We start from the raw sequence: 22,178 nt of genomic DNA, 5'->3' as shown, positions 1-22,178 counted from the left end.
GGCGCTCCGCACCGCCTCCCCGCCAGAGAAGCCGACGAGTACATGCACCACCGCCCCTCCCCGTCCCACGGCCCGCAGGAACCGCTCTTCGGTCTCGACGAGATGCCACGGTCCCCGGCGGCCGAGCCGGCTCCGTCCGCCCGCGCCTTCCGCGACTCGGAGCAGGCGCGCCGGCTCCTCGCGATCCGCGAGATCCACGCCGAGCCGGCCGCCGCCGCCTCGCCCCGGGGCCGGCAGGTCCTCGCCCGCTTCCCCGGGGCCCGGCTGATCGAGGTGGACTCCCACTGGCGCATCCCCGAGCTGCACGGGAACGAGGGCAGCGCCGACGACTGGATGCGGATCAAGCGCCGGACCCTGGTGCTGGGGGTGAAGAAGACCCTCACCACGCGCCCCAACGGCCGCTCCGCCGACTGGATCGCCCCCGGCCCGTCCAACGGCTGCGCACTCTCCTGCGTGTACTGCTACGTGCCCCGCCGCAAGGGCTTCGCCAATCCGATCACGGTCTTCACCAACATCGACCGCATCCTCGCCCACCTCGGACGCCACGTCGCCGCCCAGGGCCGCAAACCCGAACCCAACCAGTGCGATCCCGAGGCGTGGGTGTACGACATCGGGGAGAACGGCGACTGCGCGGTCGACGCCCTCGTCTGCGACAACACCGCCGACCTGGTGCGCGCCTTCCGCGACTGGCCCACCGCGAAGGCGTCCTTCGCCACCAAGTTCGTCAACCCCGACCTGCTGGAGCTGGACCCGCGGGGCCGCACCCGCGTCCGGTTCTCGGTGATGCCGGCCGACGACTCACGCCTGCTGGACCTGCGCACCAGCCCGGTCGACCGGCGGATCGCCGCCGCCGCGGACTTCCTCGACGCCGGCTACGAGGTGCACTTCAACCTCTCACCGGTCGTCGTACGGCCCGGCTGGCAGGACGCCTGGGCACAGTTGCTGCGGCACATGGACGACGTGCTGCCGACGCGCGTCAAGCGGCAGGCGCGGGCCGAGGTGATCATGCTCACGCACAACGCCGGCCTGCACGAGGTCAACCTGCGCTGGCACCCGCGCGGCGAGGACGTGCTGTGGCAGCCCGCGGTGCAGCAGACCAAGCGGTCCCAGAACGGCGACCTCAACCTCCGCTACCGCGACGACGTCAAGCGCCGGGCCCTCGCGGACCTGCGTGGACTGGTCGCACGCCACGCCCCGTGGCTGGGCGTCCGGTACGCCTTCTGAGGGCCGGTCCGAGGGCTCGGCCGGCACGTCCTGCCTCCCTGAAGATCACCGCCCGATAACGCGAAATAAGGCTAGGCTAACCTTGCTGCGTGATACCTGGTGAAGAGGCGGCCCTGGGCCCGCGTGGTCACGAACTGTCGGCCACCGATGTGACCGTGGCGTACGACGGCGCGGACGTCGTGCACGACGCCGAACTGACCCTGCGGCCGGGCGAAGTGACCGTCCTGGTGGGTCCGAACGGCAGCGGCAAGTCGACGCTGCTGCGCACCGTCGCCCGGTTGCAGCGGCCACGGCGGGCCACGCTCACGATCGACGCCGGCACCGACGCCCTCGCGCTCAGCCCCCGGGAGTTCTCCCGCCGCGTGGCGCTGCTGCTGCAGGGACGTCCCACCCCCAGCGGTCTGAGCGTGCGGGACGTCGTCGAGTTCGGCCGCTACCCGTACCGCGGCCGCTGGGGCGGGGCGGACCCCGGCGGCCGCGCCGCCGTGGACCGCGCACTCGCCCTGACCGGTGTCGCGGAACTCGCCGAGCGCGGGGCCGAGCACCTCTCCGGCGGACAGCTCCAGCGCGTGTGGCTGGCCGGCTGCCTCGCCCAGGAGACGGGCGTCCTCCTCCTCGACGAGCCCACCACCTACCTCGACCTCCGCTACCAGGTCGAACTCCTCGACCTCATGCGCGACCTGGCCGACGACCACGGCATCGCCGTCGGCGTCGTCCTGCACGACCTCGACCAGGCGGCGGCCGTCGCCGACCGGATCGTGCTGCTCGCGGGCGGACGCGTCGTCGTCGAAGGGCCGCCCGAGGACGTCCTGACACCGGAGCGTCTGACCGAGGTCTACGGCATCCGGATCGAGGTCGACACCGACCCCCTGACGGGCCGGCTGCGCACCCGCGCCATCGGCCGCCACCACACCCGAACCGAAAGGCTCCGCACCACCTCATGAGACGTCTCCTGCTCACCGCGCCCGTGGCCGCCGCCGCCCTGCTGCTGACCGCCTGCGGCACCACCGAACCCGCCGCCGACGACTCCAAGGAGTCCGCGGAGGCCATCACCCTCACCGACGCCTCCGGCGCCGAGGTGGAACTCGACGGCCCCGCCAAGAAGGTCGTCGGCACCGAGTGGAACGTCGTCGAGCACCTGATCTCGCTCGGTGTCGACCCGGTCGGCGTGGCCGACGTCAAGGGCTACAAGACCTGGGACACCGCCGTCCCGCTGAAGAACGAGCCCAAGGACATCGGCACCCGCGGCGAACCCAGCATGGACACCATCGCCTCGCTGAAGCCCGACCTCATCGTCGCCACCACCGACCTCCAGCCCTCCGCCGTCAAGCAGTTGCGCGAGGTCGCCCCGGTCCTGGAGGTCAAGTCCGCCGACGCCTCCGACCCGATCGGGCAGATGCTGGAGAACCTCGACCTCATCGCCGAGGCCACCGGCACCACCGAGCGGGCGGCCACGCTGAGGAAGGACTTCGAGGCGAAGCTCGCCGAGGGCCAGAAGACCCTCGCCGACGCCGGCCTGGACGGTGCGGAGATCGCCTTCGCCGACGGCTACGTCACCTCCAACCAGGTCTCCGTCCGCCCCTACACCGCCGGTTCCCTCATCGGCGCGGTCAACGAGCGGCTCGGTCTGAAGAACGCCTGGAAGATGAAGGGCGACGAGGCGTACGGCCTGGCCGCCACCGACGTCGAGGGGCTGACCGACCTGGGCAAGGTCCACTTCGCCTACATCGGCAACGACAAGGACCCCAGCAGCGACCCGTTCGGCAAGGAGCTCGCCGAGAACTCCGTGTGGAAGTCGCTGCCGTTCGTGAAGTCCGGTGACGTCCACCGACTGCCCGACGGCGTCTGGATGTTCGGCGGCACCGGCTCGATGGAGGCGTACGCCGGCTCCGTCGTCGAGGCACTGACGAAGAAGTAGCGCGATGGCCGTCACCGCTACGACTCCCACCGCCCGTCCGGCGACGGCCACGTCCCGGACGGGCGCGGCCGCGGTGACGGGCGCGCTCGTGCTCCTGGTCGCCGTCCTGGCCGTCGTCGACATCACCCAGGGCACGGCCGCGGTCGGCCCGGCCGAGGTCCTCAAGGCCCTCACCGGACGGGCCGACCCGGCCGACGCGTCCGTGGTCATCGCCTCGCGGCTGCCCAGGATGGCCGCCGGCCTGCTCGTGGGCGCGGTCCTCGGCATGGCCGGTGCCGCGCTGCAGGCCGTCAGCCGCAACGTCCTCGCCTCCCCGGACACCCTCGCCGTCAACGCGGGCTCCTACTTCGCCCTCGGGCTCGCCGCCGTCAGCGGCGTGTCGCTGCCCTTCCTGGCCTCCTCGGGCGTCGCCTTCGCCGGGGGACTCGCGGCGGCGGCCGTGGTGCTCGGCCTGTCCGGGCTCGGCGCGGGAACCGTCCGGCTCGTCCTCGCCGGCACCGCGCTCGCCCTCGGGCTCACCGCCGTCACCGAGGGTCTCCTGCTGCTGTTCCCGCAGGAGACCGAGGGCCTCTACCAGTGGAACCAGGGCAGCATCGCCCAGAACGGCTTCGACGGCGTGGTCCAGATGGTGCCCGTCGCCGTCGTCGGACTCGCCGGGCTGCTGCTCGTCGCCCGCCGGGTCGACGCCCTCGCCCTCGGCGACGACGCGGCCCGCGGACTCGGCGTCCCCGTACGGGCCACCAGGGTCACGGCGGTCGTGCTGGCGACGCTGCTGTCCGCGGCGGCCGTCACCCTGGCCGGTCCGATCGGCTTCGTCGGCCTGTGCGCCCCGGCGCTCGTCCGGCCGCTCGCCCGCCGGCTCCGCGGGTTCCTCCGGCTGCGGGCGGCCGTGCCGGTCGCCGGCCTGGTCGGCGCCGCGCTGGTGCTCGGGGCCGACGTGCTGCTGCGCGCCTTCGTGGCCGCGGACACCGCCGTCGCGGTACCCACCGGTGTGGTCACCAGCCTCCTCGGCGCGGCGTTCCTCGTCGTGATGGCGGCCCGGCTGCGCGACACCGCCGGCGCCGCCGCGCCGGACAAGCTGCGCATCCGCAGCCGCCGCGTCTTCCTCACCACGCTCACCGTGCTCGTCGTCGCCCTGGTCGGCGTCACGATCGCCGCCGTCCTGCTGGGCGACAGCAAGCTGCTGCTGGGCGACGTCGTCAACTGGGCGCAGGGCCGGGCCGGCCGGACCGTCTCCTTCGTCCTGGACACCCGCACCCCCCGGGTCCTCGGCGCGCTCCTCGCGGGCGCCGCGCTCGCGCTGGCCGGAACCCTGGTGCAGGCCGTCACCCGCAACCCGCTGGCGGAACCCTCCGTCCTCGGCGTCTCCGGCGGCGGCGCGCTCGGCGCGGTGATCCTCGTGACGACGGTGCCCGCCGCCGGGGCGTGGGGCGTCGCCGGAGCCGCCTTCGCGGGGTCCGCGGTCACCGCGGTCGTCGTGTTCGGTCTCGCCGCGCGCGGGGGCTTCCAGCAGAACCGGCTGGTGCTCGTCGGCATCGGTGTCGCGACCGCGACGACGGCCCTGATCAGCCTGCTGATCGTGCTCACCGACCCGTTCAACGCCACGAAGGCCCTCACCTGGCTGTCGGGTTCGACCTACGGCCGGACCCTGCCCGACGTGCTGCCCCTCGCGGGCGTTCTCGCAGCGGGCATCGCGGTGGCCGCCGTGCGGCACCGGGAACTCGACCTCGTCTCCCTCGACGAGGACACCCCCCGGCTGCTCGGACTCGACCTGGGCCGGGGCCGGTTGGGCTTCCTCGTCATGAGCGTGCTGCTCACCGCCACCGCCGTGGCCGCCGCCGGCACCATCGGCTTCGTCGGCCTGGTCGCCCCGCACGCGGCACGGGCCCTCGTCGGACGGCGGCACACCCGCGTCGTGCCGGTCGCGCTGCTGCTCGGCGCCGTGCTGGTGTGCACGGCGGACCTGCTGGGCCGCACGGTGATCGCACCGGCCCAGCTGGGCGCCGGGCTCATGACGGCCGTGATCGGAACGCCGTACTTCCTCCACGTCCTGGTGCGCAGCCGCCGGTAGGCCGCGCCCGGCCGGGGCACCGCGGGTCCTGCGGGGGGCGAGGAGAGGAACGCCCTCGTCGCAGGAACCCGCGGTGTCCTCCGCCGCCGGCGGTCCCCGGCCCGGCGTGCGGTGTGCTCAGCCGAAGGCCCTGACGGCCTGGTAGTACGTCCACGCGGTGCTGTTGCAGGCGGTCTTCGTGGCGCCGCCGTAGTTGGCGCAGACCCGCTTGAGGTCCTCGTAGAAGGCGCTGTCCAGTCGTGCCTTGTTGGCGTCGAAGGTGCCCATGGCCTTGTAGTTGCGGTAGCCGAAGTCGTGGCGGGCGCACGACGTCGAGAAGGGGAAGCCGAACGGGTTGTCGGGGGAGGACGAGCAGTGGTCGGTGGTCCAGTCGAATCCGTAGGCGGCCCAGGCGGACTGGTTGGCCCGTGCCGCGCTCCAGAGGCTGTAGCTCGATGCGCTGGTCTGCGTCCAGCTCGCGAGGACCCGGGCCTTGTCGGCGGGGGCGGCGTCGGCCGCCGTGGCGGTGCCGACGACACCGGTCAGGGCCAGGGCCGAAGCGGCGAGCGCGGTGGCGAGTCTTCGGTGCATCCCACACCTCCATGAGACTGCGGCCCGCCCCTCGGGCCGCAGGTTCATGACAAGACAATGCCCGTGATGCCCGCCCCTCCACACCACATGCCGCCCAATGGTCCGTTAACTCTTGGCTGCGGGCGCCATCCCCCGGGGCCGCCCCGTCGAGGGACGAGACCCTTCTCCGCAGCGGGAGGACCGCCGCGGCGCTCGGCTCCGGTCCGCTTCGGCACCACCGCCGGTACGCCGAAAAGCACCTGACAGCTCATGGGCGGCGGGCTATGCTCGCCGCGATGACCACTCATTCCGTTCTCAGATTGGGGGTCCTGTCCGCGCAAGGTGAGTGCTGATGCACCCACGGACCGCGAACGGGAATCCCCGCCTTTCCTTCTGGCGGCGCGTACGTGAGTACGCCGTGCCGCCCTCCATGATCGAGACCGCGACCGCCCGCCGACGCGTCGGGGACTGGGCGGGGGCGTGCGCCGCCGCGGGCGTCGACGTCGACCTGAACCTGCGTCACCTGGCGCGCACCCACGGGCGGGAGCTGGCGACCCGGGTCCGGGCCGACCTCCGGCACCTGGCGCCCGACCTGCTGCGCTGGCACATGCCGCGGATCGCCCCGGACGGACTCCTGCGGCCCGGCCTGACCGTCGCCCTGGCCCGGTACCACGTCCCGGGCCGCGACGGGCCGTGCCGGGTGCACCTGGTGGTCCGGACTCCGCCCGCCTGGGCGGAGGGCGGTCAGCGGATCAGCCTCGCCCTGTGGGACGGCGACCGCCTCCAGGCCGGTGCCGCCCCGCATCCGCATCCGCGTCCCGGCCCGCGGTTCCGCCTCGACCTGCACCGCCACCTGTGGGACGCGCGCAGGTCCGACGAGCTGCGGCTCCGCACCGGAGCCGACCGGCCGGCCCGCGACGACACGCCTGCGACGGACCCGGATCCGCCGGGGCCGCTCCCGCCCGGCCACCACTGTGCCGTCGACCGCTGGGCCGACGAGACGCGGATCGTGCTCCACGACCTGGGACGGACGACCGGTTCCGTCACCGTGCGCGTCGGGGCCCGGCAGCGGCTGCGCCTGGACCTCGCCGAGGACGGGGACAGCCGCGCGGCGCCCGCCCTGCGGATCGGTCCGGCACCCACCGGCGGCTCCGCCCCCGCCCTGCCCGTCCTGCCCGAAGCGGCGACCTACGTACTCCCCGACCTGGAACTGCTCCGCACCGGTGCGATCGAGGCCGGCCGGCTGCACCCGCTGGTCGCCTCCGCACTCGTACCGGAGCGGGCGCCGACCGGCCCGCCCCGGGCCCCGGAGCCGGCAGGGCGACCCCATCTCGTGGAGTGCCGGGGGGCCCGGCACCGGATCGGTCCGGTCGACGGCGTACTGGCCCCGCTGGACCACGACCCGGAGGAGATCGGACGGGAGGAGCTGCTGGTCGCGCTGACCGGCACTCCGCTTCCCTGCCTGCAGGCCATCGACCGGGCACACCGGCGTCCGGACTGCCTCACCGGCGTCCGGGAACGCCTGGACCACGGCGACATCGCCGGCGCGCTGGCCGTCGTCGAGGACCTGCTGGGACCCGAGGCGCGCCTGCGCAGCGGCCCGCTGCGGGACGAACTCGAGGCGGCCGCGGCGCGGCGGCTCGCGTACGGGCTGTACCGGTCGGGTCTGAGCGGACCCGCACCCCAGTGGGTCTACCCGGCCCGCCCCCGTCCCGACGACCGACGCGCACACCCGCGCCACGCCACCCGCGGCTGACGCGCGCCCCGGACACCCACACGCCTGCACCACGACACACACCCCAGGTGATCACCCATGCCTTCACACGCCCTTCCCGCCGCCTCCCGACTCGACGTCGCCGGTGACCTGCTCACCCTCCTGCGCGACACCTCCACCGAACCGCGGCCCGACGTCCAGCTGGAGGCCCTGACCCTGGCCGTCGCCGCCGACCTGCCCGTACTGCTCCGGGGCGAGCCGGGGATCGGCAAGACCGCGGCACTGAACCAGTTGGCCACGTCCCTGGACCTGCCCCTGACCACCGTGATCGCCAGCGTCCACGAGCCGTCGGACTTCTCCGGGCTCCCCGTCGTCGGGGACGACCCCGCCGAACAGGGCGTGCCGATGGCCCCGCCGGACTGGGCCGTGCGCCTGGTACGGGCCGGCCGGGGGCTGCTGTTCCTGGACGAGCTGTCCACCGCGCCCCCCGCCGTCCAGGCCGCCCTGCTGCGACTCGTGCTGGAACGGCGCATCGGGGCTCTCCGGCTGCCGCCCGGCGTACGGATCGTGGCCGCCGCCAACCCGCGCGCCTCGGCGGCCGACGGCTGGGAGCTCAGCCCGCCCCTGGCCAACCGGTTCGTGCACCTGCAGTGGACCCACGACCACGAGGTCGTCGTCCGCGGTCTCGGCGGCACCTGGCCCCGGGCCACCCTGCCCCGGCTCGACCCGGACAGGCTGCCCGAGGCGGTGGACTTCGCCCGCCGCGCGGTGTGCGGGTTCCTCACCGCCCGGCCCCCGTTGGTGCACCGGCTGCCCAACGGCGAAACACGCCGGGGCGGCCCCTGGCCCTCGCCGCGCAGCTGGGAGATGACCCTGCACCTCATCGCCTTCGCGACCGCCGCCGGCTCCTCCCGCGACGTCCTCTCCCTGCTGGTCCGGGGCACCGTCGGCGACGGACCGGGGCTGGAGCTGCTGGCGAGCCTGGACCGGATGGACCTCCCCGACCCCGAGGTGCTGCTCGCCGACCCGGCGGGCGCCGACCTGCCCGAGCGGGGCGATCTGCGCCAGGCCGTGCTCGACGCGGTGGTGGCCGCGGTGCGCGCCCGCCCCGAGAAGTCCCGCTGGGACGCCGCATGGGCGCTCCTCGCCCGTGCGGCCGACACCGGGGCGCCCGACCTGGTCGTCGTCCCCGCGACCACCCTCGCCGCACTGCGCCGCGAGGACTGGGACGTGCCGGCGAGGATCGAACGGCTCACCTCCGTGGTGTCCCTGTCCCGGCGCGCGGACCACGCCGCGGCCCGGACGGCGGCCGGGGCGAAGGCGGGCCGATGACCACCCGCCCGCCGAAGACCCCGGCCCCCGCACTCGACCTCGACAAGCTCCTCGCCGCCCGGCTGCACGCCGCCCGCGTCCGGCCCTACCTCGCCACGGCGTTGTTCGCGCTGCGCCCCGTCGGGTCCCGGCGCGTCCCGACGATGGCCGTCGACCGGCACTGGAGGTGCTACGTCTCGCCGGCGTTCGTGGACCGTACGCCGGTGGAAGAACTGGCCGGCGTCTGGGTGCACGAGGTGTCGCACCTGCTGCGCGACCACCACGGACGCGGCGACCGGGTCGCCCGCGAGCGCGGACTGCACGGCCCGGGGGAACGGCTGCGGATGAACATCGCCGCCGACTGCGAGATCAACGACGACGTGTACGGCGACGGGCTGCCGCGACCCGGCGACGTGGTCCTGCCCGAGACGCTGGGGCTGTCCGCCGGGGAGCTGATGGAGGACTACCTGCGCCAGTTCCGGCTGGGCCCGTACACCCAGGGCATGGTCTGGCTGGACTGCGGCAGCGGTGCCGACGGACTCGAACGGGAGTGGGACCTGGGCCCGGACGGCGCGCACGGACTCAGCGAACAGGAGCGCGACGCGGTGCGCTTCCGGGTCGCGCAGGGCATCACCGCCCGGCCGGGCGACGCGCCGAAGGGGTGGCGGCGGTGGGCGGAGGAGGCGTTCCACCCGCCGCAGCCCTGGCGGGAGCTGCTGGGCGCGGCGCTCCGCTCGGCGGTCTCCGGCTCCGGCGCGGGCGACGACTACAGCTACGGCCGGCCGGCCCGGCGTTCGGCCGGGGTGCCCGGCGCCGTGCTGCCGAGCCTGCGGCGCACACCGCCCCGGGTGTCGGTCGTCATCGACACCTCCGGCTCGGTCAGCGACGGCGAACTGGGCAGCGCGCTGCTGGAGGTGGCCGCGATCTCCCGTGCCGTGGGCGGCCGCCGTGACATGGTCTCCGTGGTGCCCTGCGACGCGGCGGCCGGCGGGGTGCACCGGCTGTGCCGCGCCGAGGGGATCCCGCTGACGGGCGGCGGCGGCACGGACCTGCGGACCGGCTTCGCCAGGGCGCTCGCCTCGCGGCCCCGCCCGGACGTCGTCGTCGTCCTCACCGACGGCCGGACACCCTGGCCGGACACCCGGCCACCCTGCCGGACGGTGGTGGGCCTGTTCCCCCGGCAGTGCTCGGACCCGTCAGGGAACGAGGACGACCCCTACTACGCACCGGACACCCCGCCCGACTGGGCCCGCGTGGTGACCATCGGCGCCGGGCCCGGTGCCCGGTGAGCGGCGCCGGGCCCGGCTCAGGCCCGTGCGGTACCGGGCGGCCGGTACGTCCACTGCCGGTCCGCGTCGGTGATCGGCCGCAGGACGCGGGCCGGGGTCCCGGCGACGACCGTCATCGGCGGCACGTCGGCGGTCACCACACTGCCCGCGCCGACGACCGAGCCCCGCCCGACGGTCACGCCGGGCAGGATCACCGCGCCGGCCCCGATCCACACGTCGTCCTCGATGCGCACTGGCGCCGAGAACTGGCTGCCGTCCCGGCGCAGTTCCGGGTGGACGGGATGGCCGGTGGTGCTGATGGTGACATGGGGTGCGAACATCACGCGGTCGCCGACGAAGACCTCGACGTCGTCGACCAGGGTGAGGCCGAAGTTGACGTACACGTCGTCGCCGAGGTGCACATGGCTGCCGTAGGCGACGTACAGCGGCGGTTCGATCCACACCCCTCGTCCCACCGAACCGAGCAGCTTGTCCAGGAGGGCGCGGCGGGCCTCCTGGTCGCGCGGGCCGGTGGCGTTGTACTCGGCGGCGAGTTCCTTGCCGCGGAACCGCTCCTCCTCGAGGCGTTCCAGGCCGGGCGCGGAGTCGGTGTACAGCTCGTGGTGCGCCATGCGGCGGCGTACCTCGCGCTCGGGGTCGTCGTGTGCCATGGATCCTCCGATGGGGCGGCCGGGTCGTGCCGCCGCGGGGGTGCCGCGACCCGGCCGGCGTCGTGGGACGGGGGCCGGTCAGTCCGTGACGTCCGTGACCGTCCAGCGTTGGTTGGAACCGGAGTTGGGCGGCCAGGTGGTGACCGCGGCGCCCTCGTGCGTGGCCTGTCCGCCGACCTCCAGGAGGCGTCCGGTGGCCGCGTTGACCAGGGTCCAGGTGCCGTCGCCCGTGGTGGACATGATCCACTCGGCGGCCGGGTCACGCTCGCCGGTGTCGGGCTCGGCCACCGGCACGTCGTCCCGTACGGCCAGGCGCCTGCCGTCCACCGGGTTGGTGAACGCGTAGCGCTGACGCACGCCGTCGTCGGGACGCACCGCGCTCAGCCGCCACTGCTGGGAGGCCGAGCCGTCACCCGAGCCGACGACGAGGGAAGTGCCGTCGTCCGCGACGGTGACCGCCTTGCCGCTCTGCACGCCGGTCAGGGTGTAGGTGTGGCCCTTGCGCAGCAGTGGGGCGTCCTTCGCGACACCGGAGACACCCTTGACGACGAAGGACGTCACCGACTGGGCGGGCACGGTGAAGGTGGCCGCGCGGTCGGTGACCCTGATGGGCTCGCGCCGCTCCAGCTTGCCGTCGGCGCTGGTCACGACGGGCGTGACGGTCGCGTTCCGGCCGATGGTGCGGAATCCGGACAGGTCGAGGGTGACGTTCCGCGCCTCGGTGGTGCTGTTGACGTGGACGAGCGAGGCACCCTTGCCGTTCTTCGTCACCGCGGCCGCGCTGGAGGTGTCGTCCACCTTGATCAGCCGGTCGCCGGGCTTGATGAAGTGGGTGAAGTTGCGGGCGGTGTCGAACTTCGTGTTCGTGTAGACGGGGCAGGTCTCGAGAGTGTCCTTCGCGGTGCAGCCGAAGGGGAGCTGGATCTCGCCCCAGTTGCCGCCCGCGGCGGACTCGCCGCCCGGCTTCATGTTGTCGTAGTCCTCGACGGGCTGCCAGAACACCCAGGCCCGCGGCTCCAGTTCACGCAGGTCGTCGACGATGCGCTGGGCGAGGCCGAGACCGGGGCGCATGTCCGTGAAGCTCTGCCCGTCGCCCCAGTCGCCCTCGACCTCGCTCATCCACAGCCGCTTGTCCCCGGCCTTGGCGAGGTCCCGCACGGTGGTGCGCTGGCCGGTGCCGTAGGTGTGGACGTTCATCTGGCCGACGAGAGCGCGGGCCTCGGGGGAGTAGGCGTTCCAGTTCCGCGCGAAGGTGGACGGGTTGGTCTCGTCCATGGCGGAGATCTCCGCCCCGGTCCCCGCCTTCTTCAGCGCCGGGGCGAGGGCGTGCAGCACCTTCTCCTGGAGCTCGGGGCCCATGTGGGCGCCTTCCTGGCGGCCGCCGACGGGTTCGCCGTCCGGGCCGAGCCGGGTGCTCCAGTAGGGGGTGTTCGGCTCGTTGAAGGGGTCGACGGTGTCGACCTCGATGCCGTGCGCCTTCTCCAGCCGCTCGGTGGCGCCCGCGAGGTAGGCGGCGAAGTCGTCGACCGACTCGGTCCTCAGCTGGTCGGCGGTGGCGTCGAAGCCGCCGGAGACGTAACCGCTGACCGTCATGAACCAGGGCGGGGAGTTGCTGAAGGTCTCCCAGTGGGTGATGTCCTTCTTGATGCGGTCCACCCACCAGCGCTGGGTGGCGTCGGCGTTCTCGTTCCAGTCGGCGGGGTCCTCGGCGTCCCACCAGTCGGTGTCCTCGCGGGTGGTGCCCGCGGGCGCCTTCCACCAGCCCTCGACCGCGCCGCCGGCGCGCAGGTAGTCCTTCACGTCGGGGGCGTTGCCGCCGCCGATGTTGTAGCGTGCGATGTTCAGGGCCAGGCCGTCGTCGCCGAAGAGGAGCTGCGCGAGCTTCTCGCGGATCTCCGGCGGGTAGTCGCCGGTGGCGTTGGCGAACCAGACGAGGCTGGTGCCCCAGCCCTCGAACCTCTCCTGCTGGTACGAGGGGTCGGGCCGTACGGTGACGGAGGGGATGTCCGCGGCCTGGGCGGCGGACGTCGGGCCGGGGATCAGGGCGGCGCCGGTGGCCAGGGCGGCGGTGAGCCCGGTGGCCGTGAGGAGCCGTCTGTCGCGGGTGCGGCGTGCCATCGGTGTGCTCCCAACATTGAGGTGTGGTCGCGCTTGTGTGGTCCCTCCTGCCGCACTCGCTGCCGGCGGGAGGGGGCGGCCCCCGGAACGGGTGTGTGCCGTTCCGGGGAGCTGCGGGGTGCTCAGGCGGGCGGCTGCCGCAGTACGGCGACCGCGCGGGGCCCGAGCGTGAGGGCGCCGTCGGCGCCGGTGGCGCCGACGAGTACCTCTCCGGCGATGTCCCGCACCGGGACGGCCCTGTCGGTCCGGTTCACCAGGAACAGGAACCGGCCCTCGGCGCCCCGGCGTACGACCGGCTCGATCGCCCCGCGTACGTCGGCGGGCAGTTCGCTCTCCACCCCGGCCGGCTCCAGCAGCCGCGGCAGCAGCGAGGTGAGCCCGTCGACCCCGAGCCGGGTGGAGACGTAGGCGGCGGAGCCCGTGCCCGTCGGCCGCCGGGTGACGGCGGGCCGGCCGGCCTGCTCGCCGGTGCGGTAGCGGGCCAGGACCTCGGTCTCCGGGGCGGTGACGGTGATCCGGTCGGTCCACAGACTGCCGGTCGTGGCGTCGTCCAGCTCCACGCTGTCGCCGGCGAGCAGCGGACCGAACTCCTCGATGCGGATGCCGAGCAGGTCCCGCAGGGCGCCCGGATAACCGCCGAGCCAGACGTGGTCGTGCTCGTCGACGACACCGGAGAAGTACGTGGTGACCAGATGGCCGCCCTGCTCGGCGTACCGGGTGAGGGTCTTGGCCAGGTCGGCGGGGACCACGTGCAGCACGGGTGCGATCAGCACCTGGTGGCGGTGCAGATCGGCCCGGGTGGTGACGAGGTCGGCGCGGACGCCGAGGGCGAGGAGCGCCGAGTACCAGTCGAGCGCCTCCTGCCGGTAGTCGAGCAGGGAGGTGGGGTGGGAGTCCTGCTCGCTCGCCCACCACGACTCCCAGTCGTAGAGGATGCCGACCCGGGCCGGCTCCCGTTCGGTACCGGCGACGGGCGCCAGCGCCTCGAGCGTGGCCCCGAGTTCCGTCACCGCGCGGAACAGCTCGCTGTCCGCGCCGGCGTGCGGGACCATCGCGGAGTGGTACTTCTCGGCACCCGCCGCCGACTGCCGCCACTGGAAGAAGCACACCGCGTCCGCCCCGTGCGCGACGTGCAGCAGCGAGTCGCGGGCCAGATCACCGGGGCGCTTGGCCACGTTGACGGCCTGCCAGTTGACGGCGCTGGTGGAGTGCTCCATCAGGAACCAGGGCCGGCCGGCGGCGATGCCGCTGGTGAGGTTGGCGGAGAAGGACAGCTCGTCGCGGTCCTGCGGGCCGGGGTGGACGTAGTGGTCGTTGGAGACGAAGTCGATCTCGTCGGCCCAGTCGGGGTAGTTCATGCCCTTGGTGCCGCCCATCACCATGAAGTTGGTGGTGACGGGGACGCCCGGCGTGATCTCCCGCAGGATCTCCCGCTCGGCGCGCAGATGGTCCTTGAGCGCGTCCGACGAGAAGCGCTTGAAGTCCAGCTGCTGCGTGGGGTTGGGGTGGGAGGCGGCCAGCCGCGGCGGCAGGATCTGCTCCCAGTCGGTGTACCGCTGTGACCAGAAGGCCGTGCCCCAGGCGCTGTTGAGCGCGTCGAGCGTGGTGTAGCGGGCGCGCAGCCAGTCCCGGAAGGCGCGGGCGGCGTCGTCGGAGTAGTCGTAGACGTTGTGGCAGCCCAGTTCGTTGTTGACGTGCCAGGCGACGAGTGCCGGATGGCCGGCGTAGCGGGTGGCCAGCTCCCGGACCAGGCGCAGCGCGTACCGGCGGAAGACGGGCGAGGTGGGACGCCAGTGCTGGCGCGCCCCCGGCCACAGCGTCTCGCCGGTGGCCGTGACCGGCAGGATCTCCGGGTGGGCCGTGGTGAGCCAGGGCGGCGGGGAGGCGGTGGCGGTGGCCAGGTCGACGCCGACGCCGCCCTCGTGCAGCAGGTCCAGGACCTCGTCGAGCCAGGCGAAGTCCCAGGTGTCCTCGGCCGGCTGGATGCGGGCCCAGGAGAAGATCCCCACGGACACGAGGTTCACGCCGGCCTCGCGCATCAGCCGGACGTCCTCCTCCCACACGGTGCGGGGCCACTGCTCGGGGTTGTAGTCGGCGCCGTAGACGAGACGGGGGGCGGGGTCACCGTCCGCCCCGGCGGTGCGGGACAGGAGGGTGGAGATCATGGCGGTCCTTCCGGGTGGGGGCGTCGGGCGGCGTGCGACCGTGCGCGCCGCCCGGCGTTGCTACTTCTCGACGGTGAAGCCCTGCTCGTCGCCGTACTCGACGGATGCCTCCTGCCAGGACTTCAGTCCGTCGGCCAGCGTGGTGCCGGAGACGTAGGCCTTGCCGACGGTGTCGTTGAAGATCGAGTTGGCGTACACCTGGTACGGCAGGTACGACCAGTCGTCGGCGACGTTCGCGGCCGACTCGGCGAAGATCTTGTTGGCCTGCTGGCCGCCGAAGTACGGGAACTCGGTGTTCTGGAACTCCTCGGAGTTCAACTGCTCGGTGGTGGCCGGGAAGGCGCCGCCCTCGACGCGGGTGTCGACGCCCTTGCCGGCGTTGGCGTACTCGACGAAGGCGTAGGCGAGGGCCTCGTTGCCGCCGAGTTCGGGCAGGGTGAGGGCGCTGCCGCCGTTCTCCGCGCTCGCCTTGCCGCCGGCTTCCCACTGCGGGAGCGGGGCGACGCGCCAGTCACCGGCGGCGTCCTTCACCCCGGAGGCGAGGTTGGCGGGCATCCAGGCGCCGGTGGCCAGGGTGGCGATGGTGCCGTCACCGAGGCCCTTGTACCACTCGTCGGACCAGCTGGTGACGGGCGCGACCAGCTTCTCGTCGAGGAGCTTCTGCCAGGTGTCGGTGTAGGTCTTGGCGCCCCGGTCGGTGAAGTCGATGCCGACCTCGGTGCCGTCGACCTGGTAGGGGCGTGAACCGGACTGCCACAGCAGGCTGGTGGTGAAGCCCGCGTCGCCGGCGTCGTTGGTGATGTAGACCTTCGGGTCGGCCTTGTGCAGGGCGCGGGCGGCGTCCACGTACTCGTCCCACGTCGTGGGCACCTTGATCTTGTGCTTGTCGAAGACCTTCTTGTTGTAGAAGAGCGCCATCGGGCCGGAGTCCATGGGCAGGCCGTAGATGCCCTCTCCGCCGGCCTTCACACCGTTCCACGGGCCGGGGGAGTACCGGTCGGCGAGCTCGTCGGCACCGAAGCCCTCGAGGTCGGTGAGCTGCTTCGTGAGCGCGTACTGGCCCATGGCGTAGTACTCGACCTGGGCGACGTCCGGGACGCCCTTCTTCGCCGACATGGCGTTCTGGAGGGCCTTGTACTGGTCGTTGCCGGTGCCCGCGTTGACCAGGTTCACCTTGACGTTCGGGTGTTCCTTCTGGAAGTCGGCGGCCACCTGCTTCAGCGTGGGTTCCCACGCCCAGACGGTGAGGCTGCCGCCCTTCTCCAACGCGGCCCGGACGTCCGACTCGGAGACCGACTTCGGGCCGGACCCCTCGTCGTCGGAGCCGCCGCAGGCGGTGGCGCCCAGGGCGAGGGCGCAGACGAGTCCGATGCCGCGCAGCAGGCGGCGGGAGTGCTTGTGCATGGGCGTGCTTCCACTTCTTCGTGGCCGAAACCGTGACGGACGAGTACCGATGAGGGGCGAGGGACGGGGAGGGGCGGCGCTATTCCTTGACGCTTCCGGCGGCGAGTCCCGACTGCCAGTACTTCTGCAGCATCAGGAACGCGGCGATCAGCGGGACGATGGTGATCAGTGAGCCGGTGACGACCAGATGGAAGACGGGCTGGCCGCCGGCGGTCGCGGCCTGGGCGTTCCAGCTGTGCAGACCCAGGGTGAGCGGATACCAGTCGGGGTCCTTGATCATGATCAGCGGCAGGAAGAAGTTGTTCCAGGTGGCGACCATGGTGAACAGCGAGACGGTGACGATGCCCGGTGCCAGCAGCGGCAGGGCGACGGTGAAGAAGGTGCGCACCTCGCCCGCCCCGTCGATCCGGGCCGCCTCCATCAGCTCGGTCGGAATGGCCTCGCCGGCGAACACCCACATCAGGTACAGGCCGAACGGGGAGATCAGCGAGGGGATGATCACCGCCCAGGGCGTGTCGGTGAGGCCCATGGTGCTGAACATCAGGAAGGTCGGCACCGCCAGCGCGGTCCCCGGCACCGCCACCGCGCCGATGACGACGGCGAACACGGCCCGGCGTCCGGGGAAGTCGAACTTGGCGAGCGCGTAACCGCCGAGCACCGCGAGGAAGGTGGCGCCGCCCGCGCCCACCACCACGTACAGCAGGGTGTTGAGCAGCCAGCGGGCGAAGACCCCGTCGTCGTAGGTGAACGTCTCGGCGATGTTGTCCCAGAGGGCGAAGTCGCCGTCGAACCACAGGCCGAACGAACGGGACAGCCCCTCCTGGGTCTTGGTGGCGCTGATGACCAGCCACACCAGCGGCACGAGGCTGTAGAGCAGCACCAGGCCGGTGAGCACGGTCAGCAGGACACTGCGCCGCGGCCGGCCGGGGGAGTGCCGGCGCCGGGGCGTGCGCAGCCGGACGGCGGAGCCGGACGGACCCGGCGGGGAGGCCGCGGAACCGGTGGAGGCGGGGGTGACGGTACTGGCCATCGCTGCTTCACGCTCCCTTGCGCATGCCGCGCAGCTGGACGACATAGGCGATGACCATGGTGATCAGCCCCATGACGATGGCGACCGTCGCGGAGTAGTTGTGCTGCTGGCCGGAGAAGGACAGCGAGTACGTGTAGTAGTTCGGGGTGTAGTCGGTGGTGATGGCGTTGGGCGCCAGCTTCTGCATGACGCTGGGCTCGTTGAACAGCTGGAAGCTGCCGATGATGGAGAAGATCGTCGCGATGACGAGCGCGCCGCGGATCGCGGGCAGTTTGATGGCGGTGACGACCCGGATCTGACCGGCGCCGTCGATCTCCGCCGCCTCGTAGAGGGAGTGGGGGACGACCCGCAGCGCCGAGTAGAAGATCAGCATGTTGTAGCCGACGAACTCCCAGGTGACGATGTTGCCGATCGACGCCAGCACGAGGTCGGGGGAGAGCGGGTCGGGCAGCGAGAGTCCGAAGGCGTCGCCGAGGTCGCCGACCAGGCCGAACCGGGTGCCGTACATGAAGCTCCACATGAGTGTGGCGACGACGGCCGGCACCGCGTACGGCAGGAAGATCGAGACGCGGAAGAAGTTCCTGCCGTACAGCCGGCCGCTGTCCAGGGCCAGGGCGACCAGCAGGGCGATGCCGAGCATGACCGGCACCTGGACGCACAGGAAGAGCGAGACCCGGCCGAGGGCGGCCCAGAACCGGTCGTCCCGCAGCGCCTGCTCGTAGTTGTCGAGGCCGACGAAGGTGGTCCCGCCGATGAGCTGGTCGCGGAAGAGGCTCAGGTAGAGCGAGTACGCGATCGGGGCCAGGAAGACCAGGGCGAACACGGCCACGAAGGGACCGATGAAGCCCCACCCCGTCCAGGAGCGGCGGTCCCGTCCCGCCGGGGGCGGGGCCGGCCGCGGCTCGGCGGCCGCCGGCGGTTGCAGCGTCGTCATGTCGTTCCTTGCTCGTCAACGTTCCGGAACCGATGGCTCTGCCCCGGCGCGGAGCCGGACGGCATGCCCCCTGTACACGATGTTTACGCAAACATCAGCCGCCGCGAGGAGCCGGAAGCTGTTATGTTTACGTAAACATCAGATGGCGGCATGTCTACACTGCCCCGAGGACGACGGTCAAGGGTCCCCCGGGAAACCGTGGCGCGAGCAGCGACAGGAAGGCGGCTGACGGCGAGTGGACACGGTTGAGAGAGCGCCGGCGAACCTGCCCGGTCCCGCGGCCGAGGCGGCCGGTACCGCGCGGGACGCGGCCGGCGACGCTCCGGCTCCGAAGCGCACCCGTGCCCGTACCACGGCGTCCATGGCGGACGTGGCGCGTCTCGCGGGTGTCTCGTCGCAGACCGTCTCCCGCGTGTCCAACGGCTACGCGGGCGTGAACGAGAAGACCCGCCGCCAGGTGCTGGCCGCGATGAAGGAACTCGGCTACCGGCCCAACAGCGCGGCCCGCGCGCTCAAGCGCGGCGAGTTCCGCACCATCGGCGTCATCACCTTCACCCTCTCCACCACCGGCAACGTGCGCACCCTCGAGGCGATCGCCACCTCCGCCGCGCACGAGGGGTACGCCGTGACCCTGCTGCCGGTCGCCCTGCCGACCCAGGCCGAGGTGCGTGGTGCGTTCTCCCGGCTGGAGGAACTCGCCGTCGACGCCGTCATCGTCATCATGGAGGTCCACCTGCTGGACGCGGCGACGGTCCAACTGCCTCCGCACGTCCAGGTCGTGGTCGTCGACTCCGACGCCGGCGACCACTACACGGTCGTCGACACCGACCAGGCCGGAGGCACCCGCGCCGCCGTGCGGCACCTGCTCGACCTCGGTCACCGCACCGTGTGGCACCTCGGCGGCCCCGAGGGCTCCTTCGCCGCCCAGCGCCGCACGGACGCCTGGCGGGCCGCCCTGGTCGAGGCCGGACGCGTCCCGCCGCCCCTCGTCCGGGGCGACTGGTCGGCGGAGTCCGGCTACCGCGCCGGTCTCGAACTCGCCGCCCACGACGACTGCACCGCCGTCTTCGCCGCCAACGACCAGATGGCCCTGGGGCTGCTGCGCGCCCTGCACGAACGCGGCCGGCGCGTGCCCGAGGACGTCAGCGTCATCGGCTTCGACGACATCCCCGAAGCCTCCTCCTTCCTGCCCCCGCTGACCACCGTCCACCAGGACTTCGCCGAGGTGGGGCGGCTCTGCGTCCGGGCCGTGCTGCGCAAGATGCGCCAGGTCGGCCCGGAGCGGGGCACGACCCTGGTGCCGACGCGGCTGGTGCGGCGCGACAGCACCGCGCCCCCACCGGAACACCCCTGACGGCCCGGTGGGCCCGCCACTCGGACGGCCGTCGCTCCGGCGGCCGCCGCATGAACACGCCCGTGTCCGCAGGGCGGCCGCCGGTCAGGCACCGCCACGAGAGGGAACAGTGCGACCCGGGTACCCGGCTTCCTGTGCCGCCGGCCACCGGGCCGTCCCCCGTCACCGCCACGGTCTCCCGCGCACTCGGTCCGATTCCCGGCTCCCCCGGCGGGGCCTCGGCCACCGAAGGGAACTCGGCGGCCGGGCCCGGCGCATCCGCACCCTCGGCGCCGGGCCCGCTGCTCGACGAGCCCCTGCAACGCCCCAACGCCGTCGAGAACGTGCTCGCCGCCGTCGTCAACACGGTCGCGGCGGCCTTCTTCCTCTTCGTCGCCGACTTCGACCGGACGGCCGTCGCGCTCATCGCGGCCGGTTCCGCCCCGGGGCGGGAACGGGCCGTCGGTCCGGTCCGCGGGGCGGTCAGGGCAGGATCGCGTCGACGTAACCGCCGTCCACGCGCAGGGCCCCGCCGGTCGTCGCGGAGGCCTGGTCGGAGCTGAGGTAGACCACCATGTGGGCGATCTCCTCGGGCTCGATCAGCCGTTGCAGCAGCGACTGGGGGCGGTGCGTGCGCATGAAGGCGCGCTGCGCCTCGTCCCAGGGGAGATCGCGGTCCACCAGCTCGTAGACGAAGTCCTCCACGCCCCCGGTGCGGGTGGGGCCCGCGATGACCGAGTTCACCGTGACACCGGTGCCCGCGGCCTGCTTGGCGAACCCGCGGCTCACGGCGAGCAGCGCCGTCTTGGACATCCCGTAGTGGATCATCTCGGCGGGAATGACGATCGCGGAGTCGCTGGCGATGTACAGGACGCGTCCCCAGGCGCGCTCGGTCATGCCCGGCAGGAAGAGCCGGGTCAGCCGCACGGCGGCCAGGACGTTCACCTCGAAGTAGCGCCGCCACTCCTCGTCGGTGATCTCCAAGGGGTCGGCGGCGCCGAAGACGCCGAGGTTGTTGACGAGGACGTCCACCCGCGGGAGGGCCTCGGCCACCTGCTCGGCACCCGCCTGAGTGGTCACGTCCGCGGCGACCGGCACCACGTCGGCGCCGGGCACCTCCCGCGCGAGCCGGTCGGCGCTGTCCCGCACGCGCTCGGCCGAACGCCCGTTGACCGCGACCCGGGCACCCGCCCGCGCCAGACCGGTGGCGATCGCCGCACCGATGCCCTGGGTGGAACCGGTGACCAGCGCCGTGCGGCCCGTCAGATCGATCTGCACGTCGTGCGACCCCCTTGCCTGGGTGGGACGGAAGGAACTGCTCGCGCATCAGGTGGACGCACGCTGTCCGCCGGGTGTGCCGTTTCTCCGAACTATACGATCGGATCACCACAAATCGTCCGCGCGGCATACGCTGCTCGTAGTGCACCCGAACAGGTGGGAGACGACGTGACGGCCGAGCATGCGGACACGCCGGACGGCCCGGCGGAGACCGGGGGCACCCGTGCCGGAGCGACCGGTGACGACCTGCTCCACGGACTCGAGGTGGACGACCGGCGCCCGGAGCGGCCCGTGCTCCTCGACGCCGACGGCACCCCGATCGAGACATGGCGGGAGAACCACCCCTACGACCGCAAGATGCGCAGGTCCGAGTACGAGAGGACGAAGCGGATCCTGCAGATAGAGCTCCTCAAGATGCAACGGTGGGTGAAGGACACCGGCCGGCGGATCGTGGTGGTCTGCGAAGGACGGGACGCGGCCGGCAAGGGCGGCACCATCCAGAGGTTCACGGAACGCCTGAACCCCCGCGGTGCCCGCGTGGTCGCCCTGGAGAAGCCGACCGAGCGGGAGGCGGGGCAGTGGTACTTCCAGCGCTACGTGGCCCACCTGCCGGCCCGTGGCGAGATCGTCTTCTTCGACCGCTCCTGGTACAACCGCGCGGGGGTCGAACGGGTCATGGGGTTCTGCACGGAGGCCGAGTACCGCCTGTTCCTCGAGCAGGCGCCGATGTTCGAGCAACTGCTCACCGACGACGGCATCCTGCTGGTGAAGTTCTGGTTCTCGGTCTCCCGGGCCGAGCAGCGCACCCGGTTCGCGATCCGCCAGGTCGATCCGGTGCGGCGCTGGAAGCTGTCCCCCATGGACCTGTCCTCGCTCGACCGCTGGGACGACTACACCACGGCCAAGGTCGAGATGTTCCGCGCGACCGACACCCCCCACGCGCCGTGGACGGTCGTGAAGAACAACGACAAGCGCCGGGGCCGGCTCGAGGCCATGCGCAGTCTCCTCGACCGCTGCGACTATCCGGCGAAGGACCACGAGGCGCTGGGCAGGCCGGACCCGTTGATCGTGGGCTCGGCGGACACCCTGCTGGAGGCCGGTGAGGAACCCGCGGCCCTCTCACCGACCCCCCTCGCCGGCCCCGGCTACGGGCCGGGCAGCCACCCGGACACGGAGTGAGCGCCGGCCCG

Annotated in this window: 17 protein-coding genes; 9 read left to right on the top strand and 8 right to left on the bottom strand. The window is 72.8% G+C overall.

What is annotated here, in order from left to right:
- Positions 1 to 42 precede the first annotated feature (42 nt).
- From FHS37_RS26485 to FHS37_RS26470, 4 genes are all read left to right on the top strand, one after another.
- Positions 43 to 1,224 (top strand): spore photoproduct lyase family protein, encoded by a 1,182-nt coding sequence (locus FHS37_RS26485; protein ID WP_184825643.1) that lies wholly within the window; start codon positions 43 to 45, stop codon positions 1,222 to 1,224.
- Positions 1,225 to 1,313: 89 nt separating this feature from the next.
- Positions 1,314 to 2,168, top strand: coding sequence for an ABC transporter ATP-binding protein (locus FHS37_RS26480; protein ID WP_184825642.1), 855 nt, complete (start codon positions 1,314 to 1,316; stop codon positions 2,166 to 2,168).
- Positions 2,165 to 3,142, top strand: a complete 978-nt coding sequence (locus tag FHS37_RS26475; protein ID WP_184825640.1) for an ABC transporter substrate-binding protein — start codon at positions 2,165 to 2,167, stop codon at positions 3,140 to 3,142. Before FHS37_RS26480 ends, FHS37_RS26475 begins: the two co-directional genes overlap by 4 nt.
- Positions 3,143 to 3,146: 4 nt before the next feature.
- Positions 3,147 to 5,213, top strand: a complete 2,067-nt coding sequence (locus FHS37_RS26470; protein WP_184825638.1) for an iron ABC transporter permease — start codon at positions 3,147 to 3,149, stop codon at positions 5,211 to 5,213.
- A 117-nt stretch (positions 5,214 to 5,330) separates the two neighbouring features.
- Here FHS37_RS26470 and FHS37_RS26465 read toward each other — a convergent pair whose 3' ends face one another.
- Positions 5,331 to 5,783, bottom strand: a complete 453-nt coding sequence (locus tag FHS37_RS26465) for a phospholipase (RefSeq protein ID WP_184825637.1) — start codon at positions 5,781 to 5,783, stop codon at positions 5,331 to 5,333.
- Positions 5,784 to 6,114: 331 nt separating this feature from the next.
- On the opposite strand from FHS37_RS26465, the gene FHS37_RS26460 reads away from it, so the two are divergent.
- Genes FHS37_RS26460 through FHS37_RS26450 form a run of 3 tightly spaced genes read left to right on the top strand, consistent with a single transcriptional unit; the run spans position 6,115 to position 10,076 of the window.
- Positions 6,115 to 7,518 carry a hypothetical protein gene (locus FHS37_RS26460; RefSeq protein WP_184825635.1) on the top strand — a complete coding sequence of 468 codons (1,404 nt, stop codon included), beginning with the start codon at positions 6,115 to 6,117 and terminating at the stop codon, positions 7,516 to 7,518.
- 57 nt (positions 7,519 to 7,575) lie between these two features.
- Positions 7,576 to 8,808, top strand: coding sequence for an AAA family ATPase (locus FHS37_RS26455; protein ID WP_184825633.1), 1,233 nt, complete (start codon positions 7,576 to 7,578; stop codon positions 8,806 to 8,808).
- A complete protein-coding gene (locus tag FHS37_RS26450) occupies positions 8,805 to 10,076 on the top strand; it encodes a vWA domain-containing protein (RefSeq protein WP_184825631.1) in 1,272 nt (423 codons plus the stop codon). The genes FHS37_RS26455 and FHS37_RS26450 overlap by 4 nt, the downstream gene beginning before the upstream one ends.
- A gap of 17 nt (positions 10,077 to 10,093) precedes the next feature.
- Here the strand turns inward: FHS37_RS26450 and FHS37_RS26445 are convergent, their stop codons facing one another.
- The 6 genes from FHS37_RS26445 to FHS37_RS26420 all read right to left on the bottom strand — a co-directional run bounded on the left by FHS37_RS26445 (position 10,094) and on the right by FHS37_RS26420 (position 18,377).
- Positions 10,094 to 10,726, bottom strand: a complete 633-nt coding sequence (locus FHS37_RS26445) for a sugar O-acetyltransferase (RefSeq protein ID WP_184825629.1) — start codon at positions 10,724 to 10,726, stop codon at positions 10,094 to 10,096.
- 78 nt (positions 10,727 to 10,804) lie between these two features.
- Positions 10,805 to 12,844, bottom strand: coding sequence for an RICIN domain-containing protein (locus tag FHS37_RS26440; protein ID WP_184825627.1), 2,040 nt, complete (start codon positions 12,842 to 12,844; stop codon positions 10,805 to 10,807).
- 122 nt (positions 12,845 to 12,966) lie between these two features.
- Positions 12,967 to 15,009 carry a beta-galactosidase gene (locus tag FHS37_RS26435; protein WP_184825625.1) on the bottom strand — a complete coding sequence of 681 codons (2,043 nt, stop codon included), beginning with the start codon at positions 15,007 to 15,009 and terminating at the stop codon, positions 12,967 to 12,969.
- A 60-nt stretch (positions 15,010 to 15,069) separates the two neighbouring features.
- A complete protein-coding gene (locus FHS37_RS26430) occupies positions 15,070 to 16,413 on the bottom strand; it encodes an ABC transporter substrate-binding protein (protein WP_184825623.1) in 1,344 nt (447 codons plus the stop codon).
- A gap of 79 nt (positions 16,414 to 16,492) precedes the next feature.
- Positions 16,493 to 17,443: a carbohydrate ABC transporter permease gene (locus tag FHS37_RS26425; RefSeq protein WP_184825615.1), complete on the bottom strand. Its 951-nt coding sequence runs from the start codon at positions 17,441 to 17,443 to the stop codon at positions 16,493 to 16,495.
- Between the two features lie 7 nt (positions 17,444 to 17,450).
- The gene (locus tag FHS37_RS26420; protein WP_184825613.1) at positions 17,451 to 18,377 is read right to left on the bottom strand and encodes a carbohydrate ABC transporter permease; all 927 of its coding nucleotides are present in this window, start codon (positions 18,375 to 18,377) and stop codon (positions 17,451 to 17,453) included.
- Positions 18,378 to 18,738: 361 nt separating this feature from the next.
- On the opposite strand from FHS37_RS26420, the gene FHS37_RS26415 reads away from it, so the two are divergent.
- A complete protein-coding gene (locus FHS37_RS26415; RefSeq protein WP_184825611.1) occupies positions 18,739 to 19,731 on the top strand; it encodes a LacI family DNA-binding transcriptional regulator in 993 nt (330 codons plus the stop codon).
- A gap of 462 nt (positions 19,732 to 20,193) precedes the next feature.
- Here FHS37_RS26415 and FHS37_RS26410 read toward each other — a convergent pair whose 3' ends face one another.
- Positions 20,194 to 20,988: an SDR family NAD(P)-dependent oxidoreductase gene (locus FHS37_RS26410; protein ID WP_184825609.1), complete on the bottom strand. Its 795-nt coding sequence runs from the start codon at positions 20,986 to 20,988 to the stop codon at positions 20,194 to 20,196.
- A 168-nt stretch (positions 20,989 to 21,156) separates the two neighbouring features.
- On the opposite strand from FHS37_RS26410, the gene ppk2 reads away from it, so the two are divergent.
- Positions 21,157 to 22,167: a polyphosphate kinase 2 gene (gene ppk2, locus FHS37_RS26405; RefSeq protein ID WP_184825607.1), complete on the top strand. Its 1,011-nt coding sequence runs from the start codon at positions 21,157 to 21,159 to the stop codon at positions 22,165 to 22,167.
- The last annotated feature ends 11 nt before the right edge of the window (positions 22,168 to 22,178 follow it).

The organism is Streptomyces griseomycini, assembly GCF_014203535.1.
GTDB lineage: Bacteria > Actinomycetota > Actinomycetes > Streptomycetales > Streptomycetaceae > Streptomyces > Streptomyces griseomycini.
This window is presented reverse-complemented; position numbering and strand designations above follow the sequence as displayed.

Coding starts and splice junctions, on each gene's coding strand:
- FHS37_RS26485 (WP_184825643.1), top strand. CDS start 43: ATGCACCACCGCCCCTCCCCGTCCCACGGCCCGCAGGAACCGCTCTTC.
- FHS37_RS26475 (WP_184825640.1), top strand. CDS start 2,165: ATGAGACGTCTCCTGCTCACCGCGCCCGTGGCCGCCGCCGCCCTGCTG.
- FHS37_RS26470 (WP_184825638.1), top strand. CDS start 3,147: ATGGCCGTCACCGCTACGACTCCCACCGCCCGTCCGGCGACGGCCACG.
- FHS37_RS26465 (WP_184825637.1), bottom strand. CDS start 5,783: ATGCACCGAAGACTCGCCACCGCGCTCGCCGCTTCGGCCCTGGCCCTG.
- FHS37_RS26460 (WP_184825635.1), top strand. CDS start 6,115: ATGCACCCACGGACCGCGAACGGGAATCCCCGCCTTTCCTTCTGGCGG.
- FHS37_RS26455 (WP_184825633.1), top strand. CDS start 7,576: ATGCCTTCACACGCCCTTCCCGCCGCCTCCCGACTCGACGTCGCCGGT.
- FHS37_RS26450 (WP_184825631.1), top strand. CDS start 8,805: ATGACCACCCGCCCGCCGAAGACCCCGGCCCCCGCACTCGACCTCGAC.
- FHS37_RS26445 (WP_184825629.1), bottom strand. CDS start 10,726: ATGGCACACGACGACCCCGAGCGCGAGGTACGCCGCCGCATGGCGCAC.
- FHS37_RS26440 (WP_184825627.1), bottom strand. CDS start 12,844: ATGGCACGCCGCACCCGCGACAGACGGCTCCTCACGGCCACCGGGCTC.
- FHS37_RS26435 (WP_184825625.1), bottom strand. CDS start 15,009: ATGATCTCCACCCTCCTGTCCCGCACCGCCGGGGCGGACGGTGACCCC.
- FHS37_RS26430 (WP_184825623.1), bottom strand. CDS start 16,413: ATGCACAAGCACTCCCGCCGCCTGCTGCGCGGCATCGGACTCGTCTGC.
- FHS37_RS26425 (WP_184825615.1), bottom strand. CDS start 17,443: ATGGCCAGTACCGTCACCCCCGCCTCCACCGGTTCCGCGGCCTCCCCG.
- FHS37_RS26420 (WP_184825613.1), bottom strand. CDS start 18,377: ATGACGACGCTGCAACCGCCGGCGGCCGCCGAGCCGCGGCCGGCCCCG.
- FHS37_RS26415 (WP_184825611.1), top strand. CDS start 18,739: ATGGCGGACGTGGCGCGTCTCGCGGGTGTCTCGTCGCAGACCGTCTCC.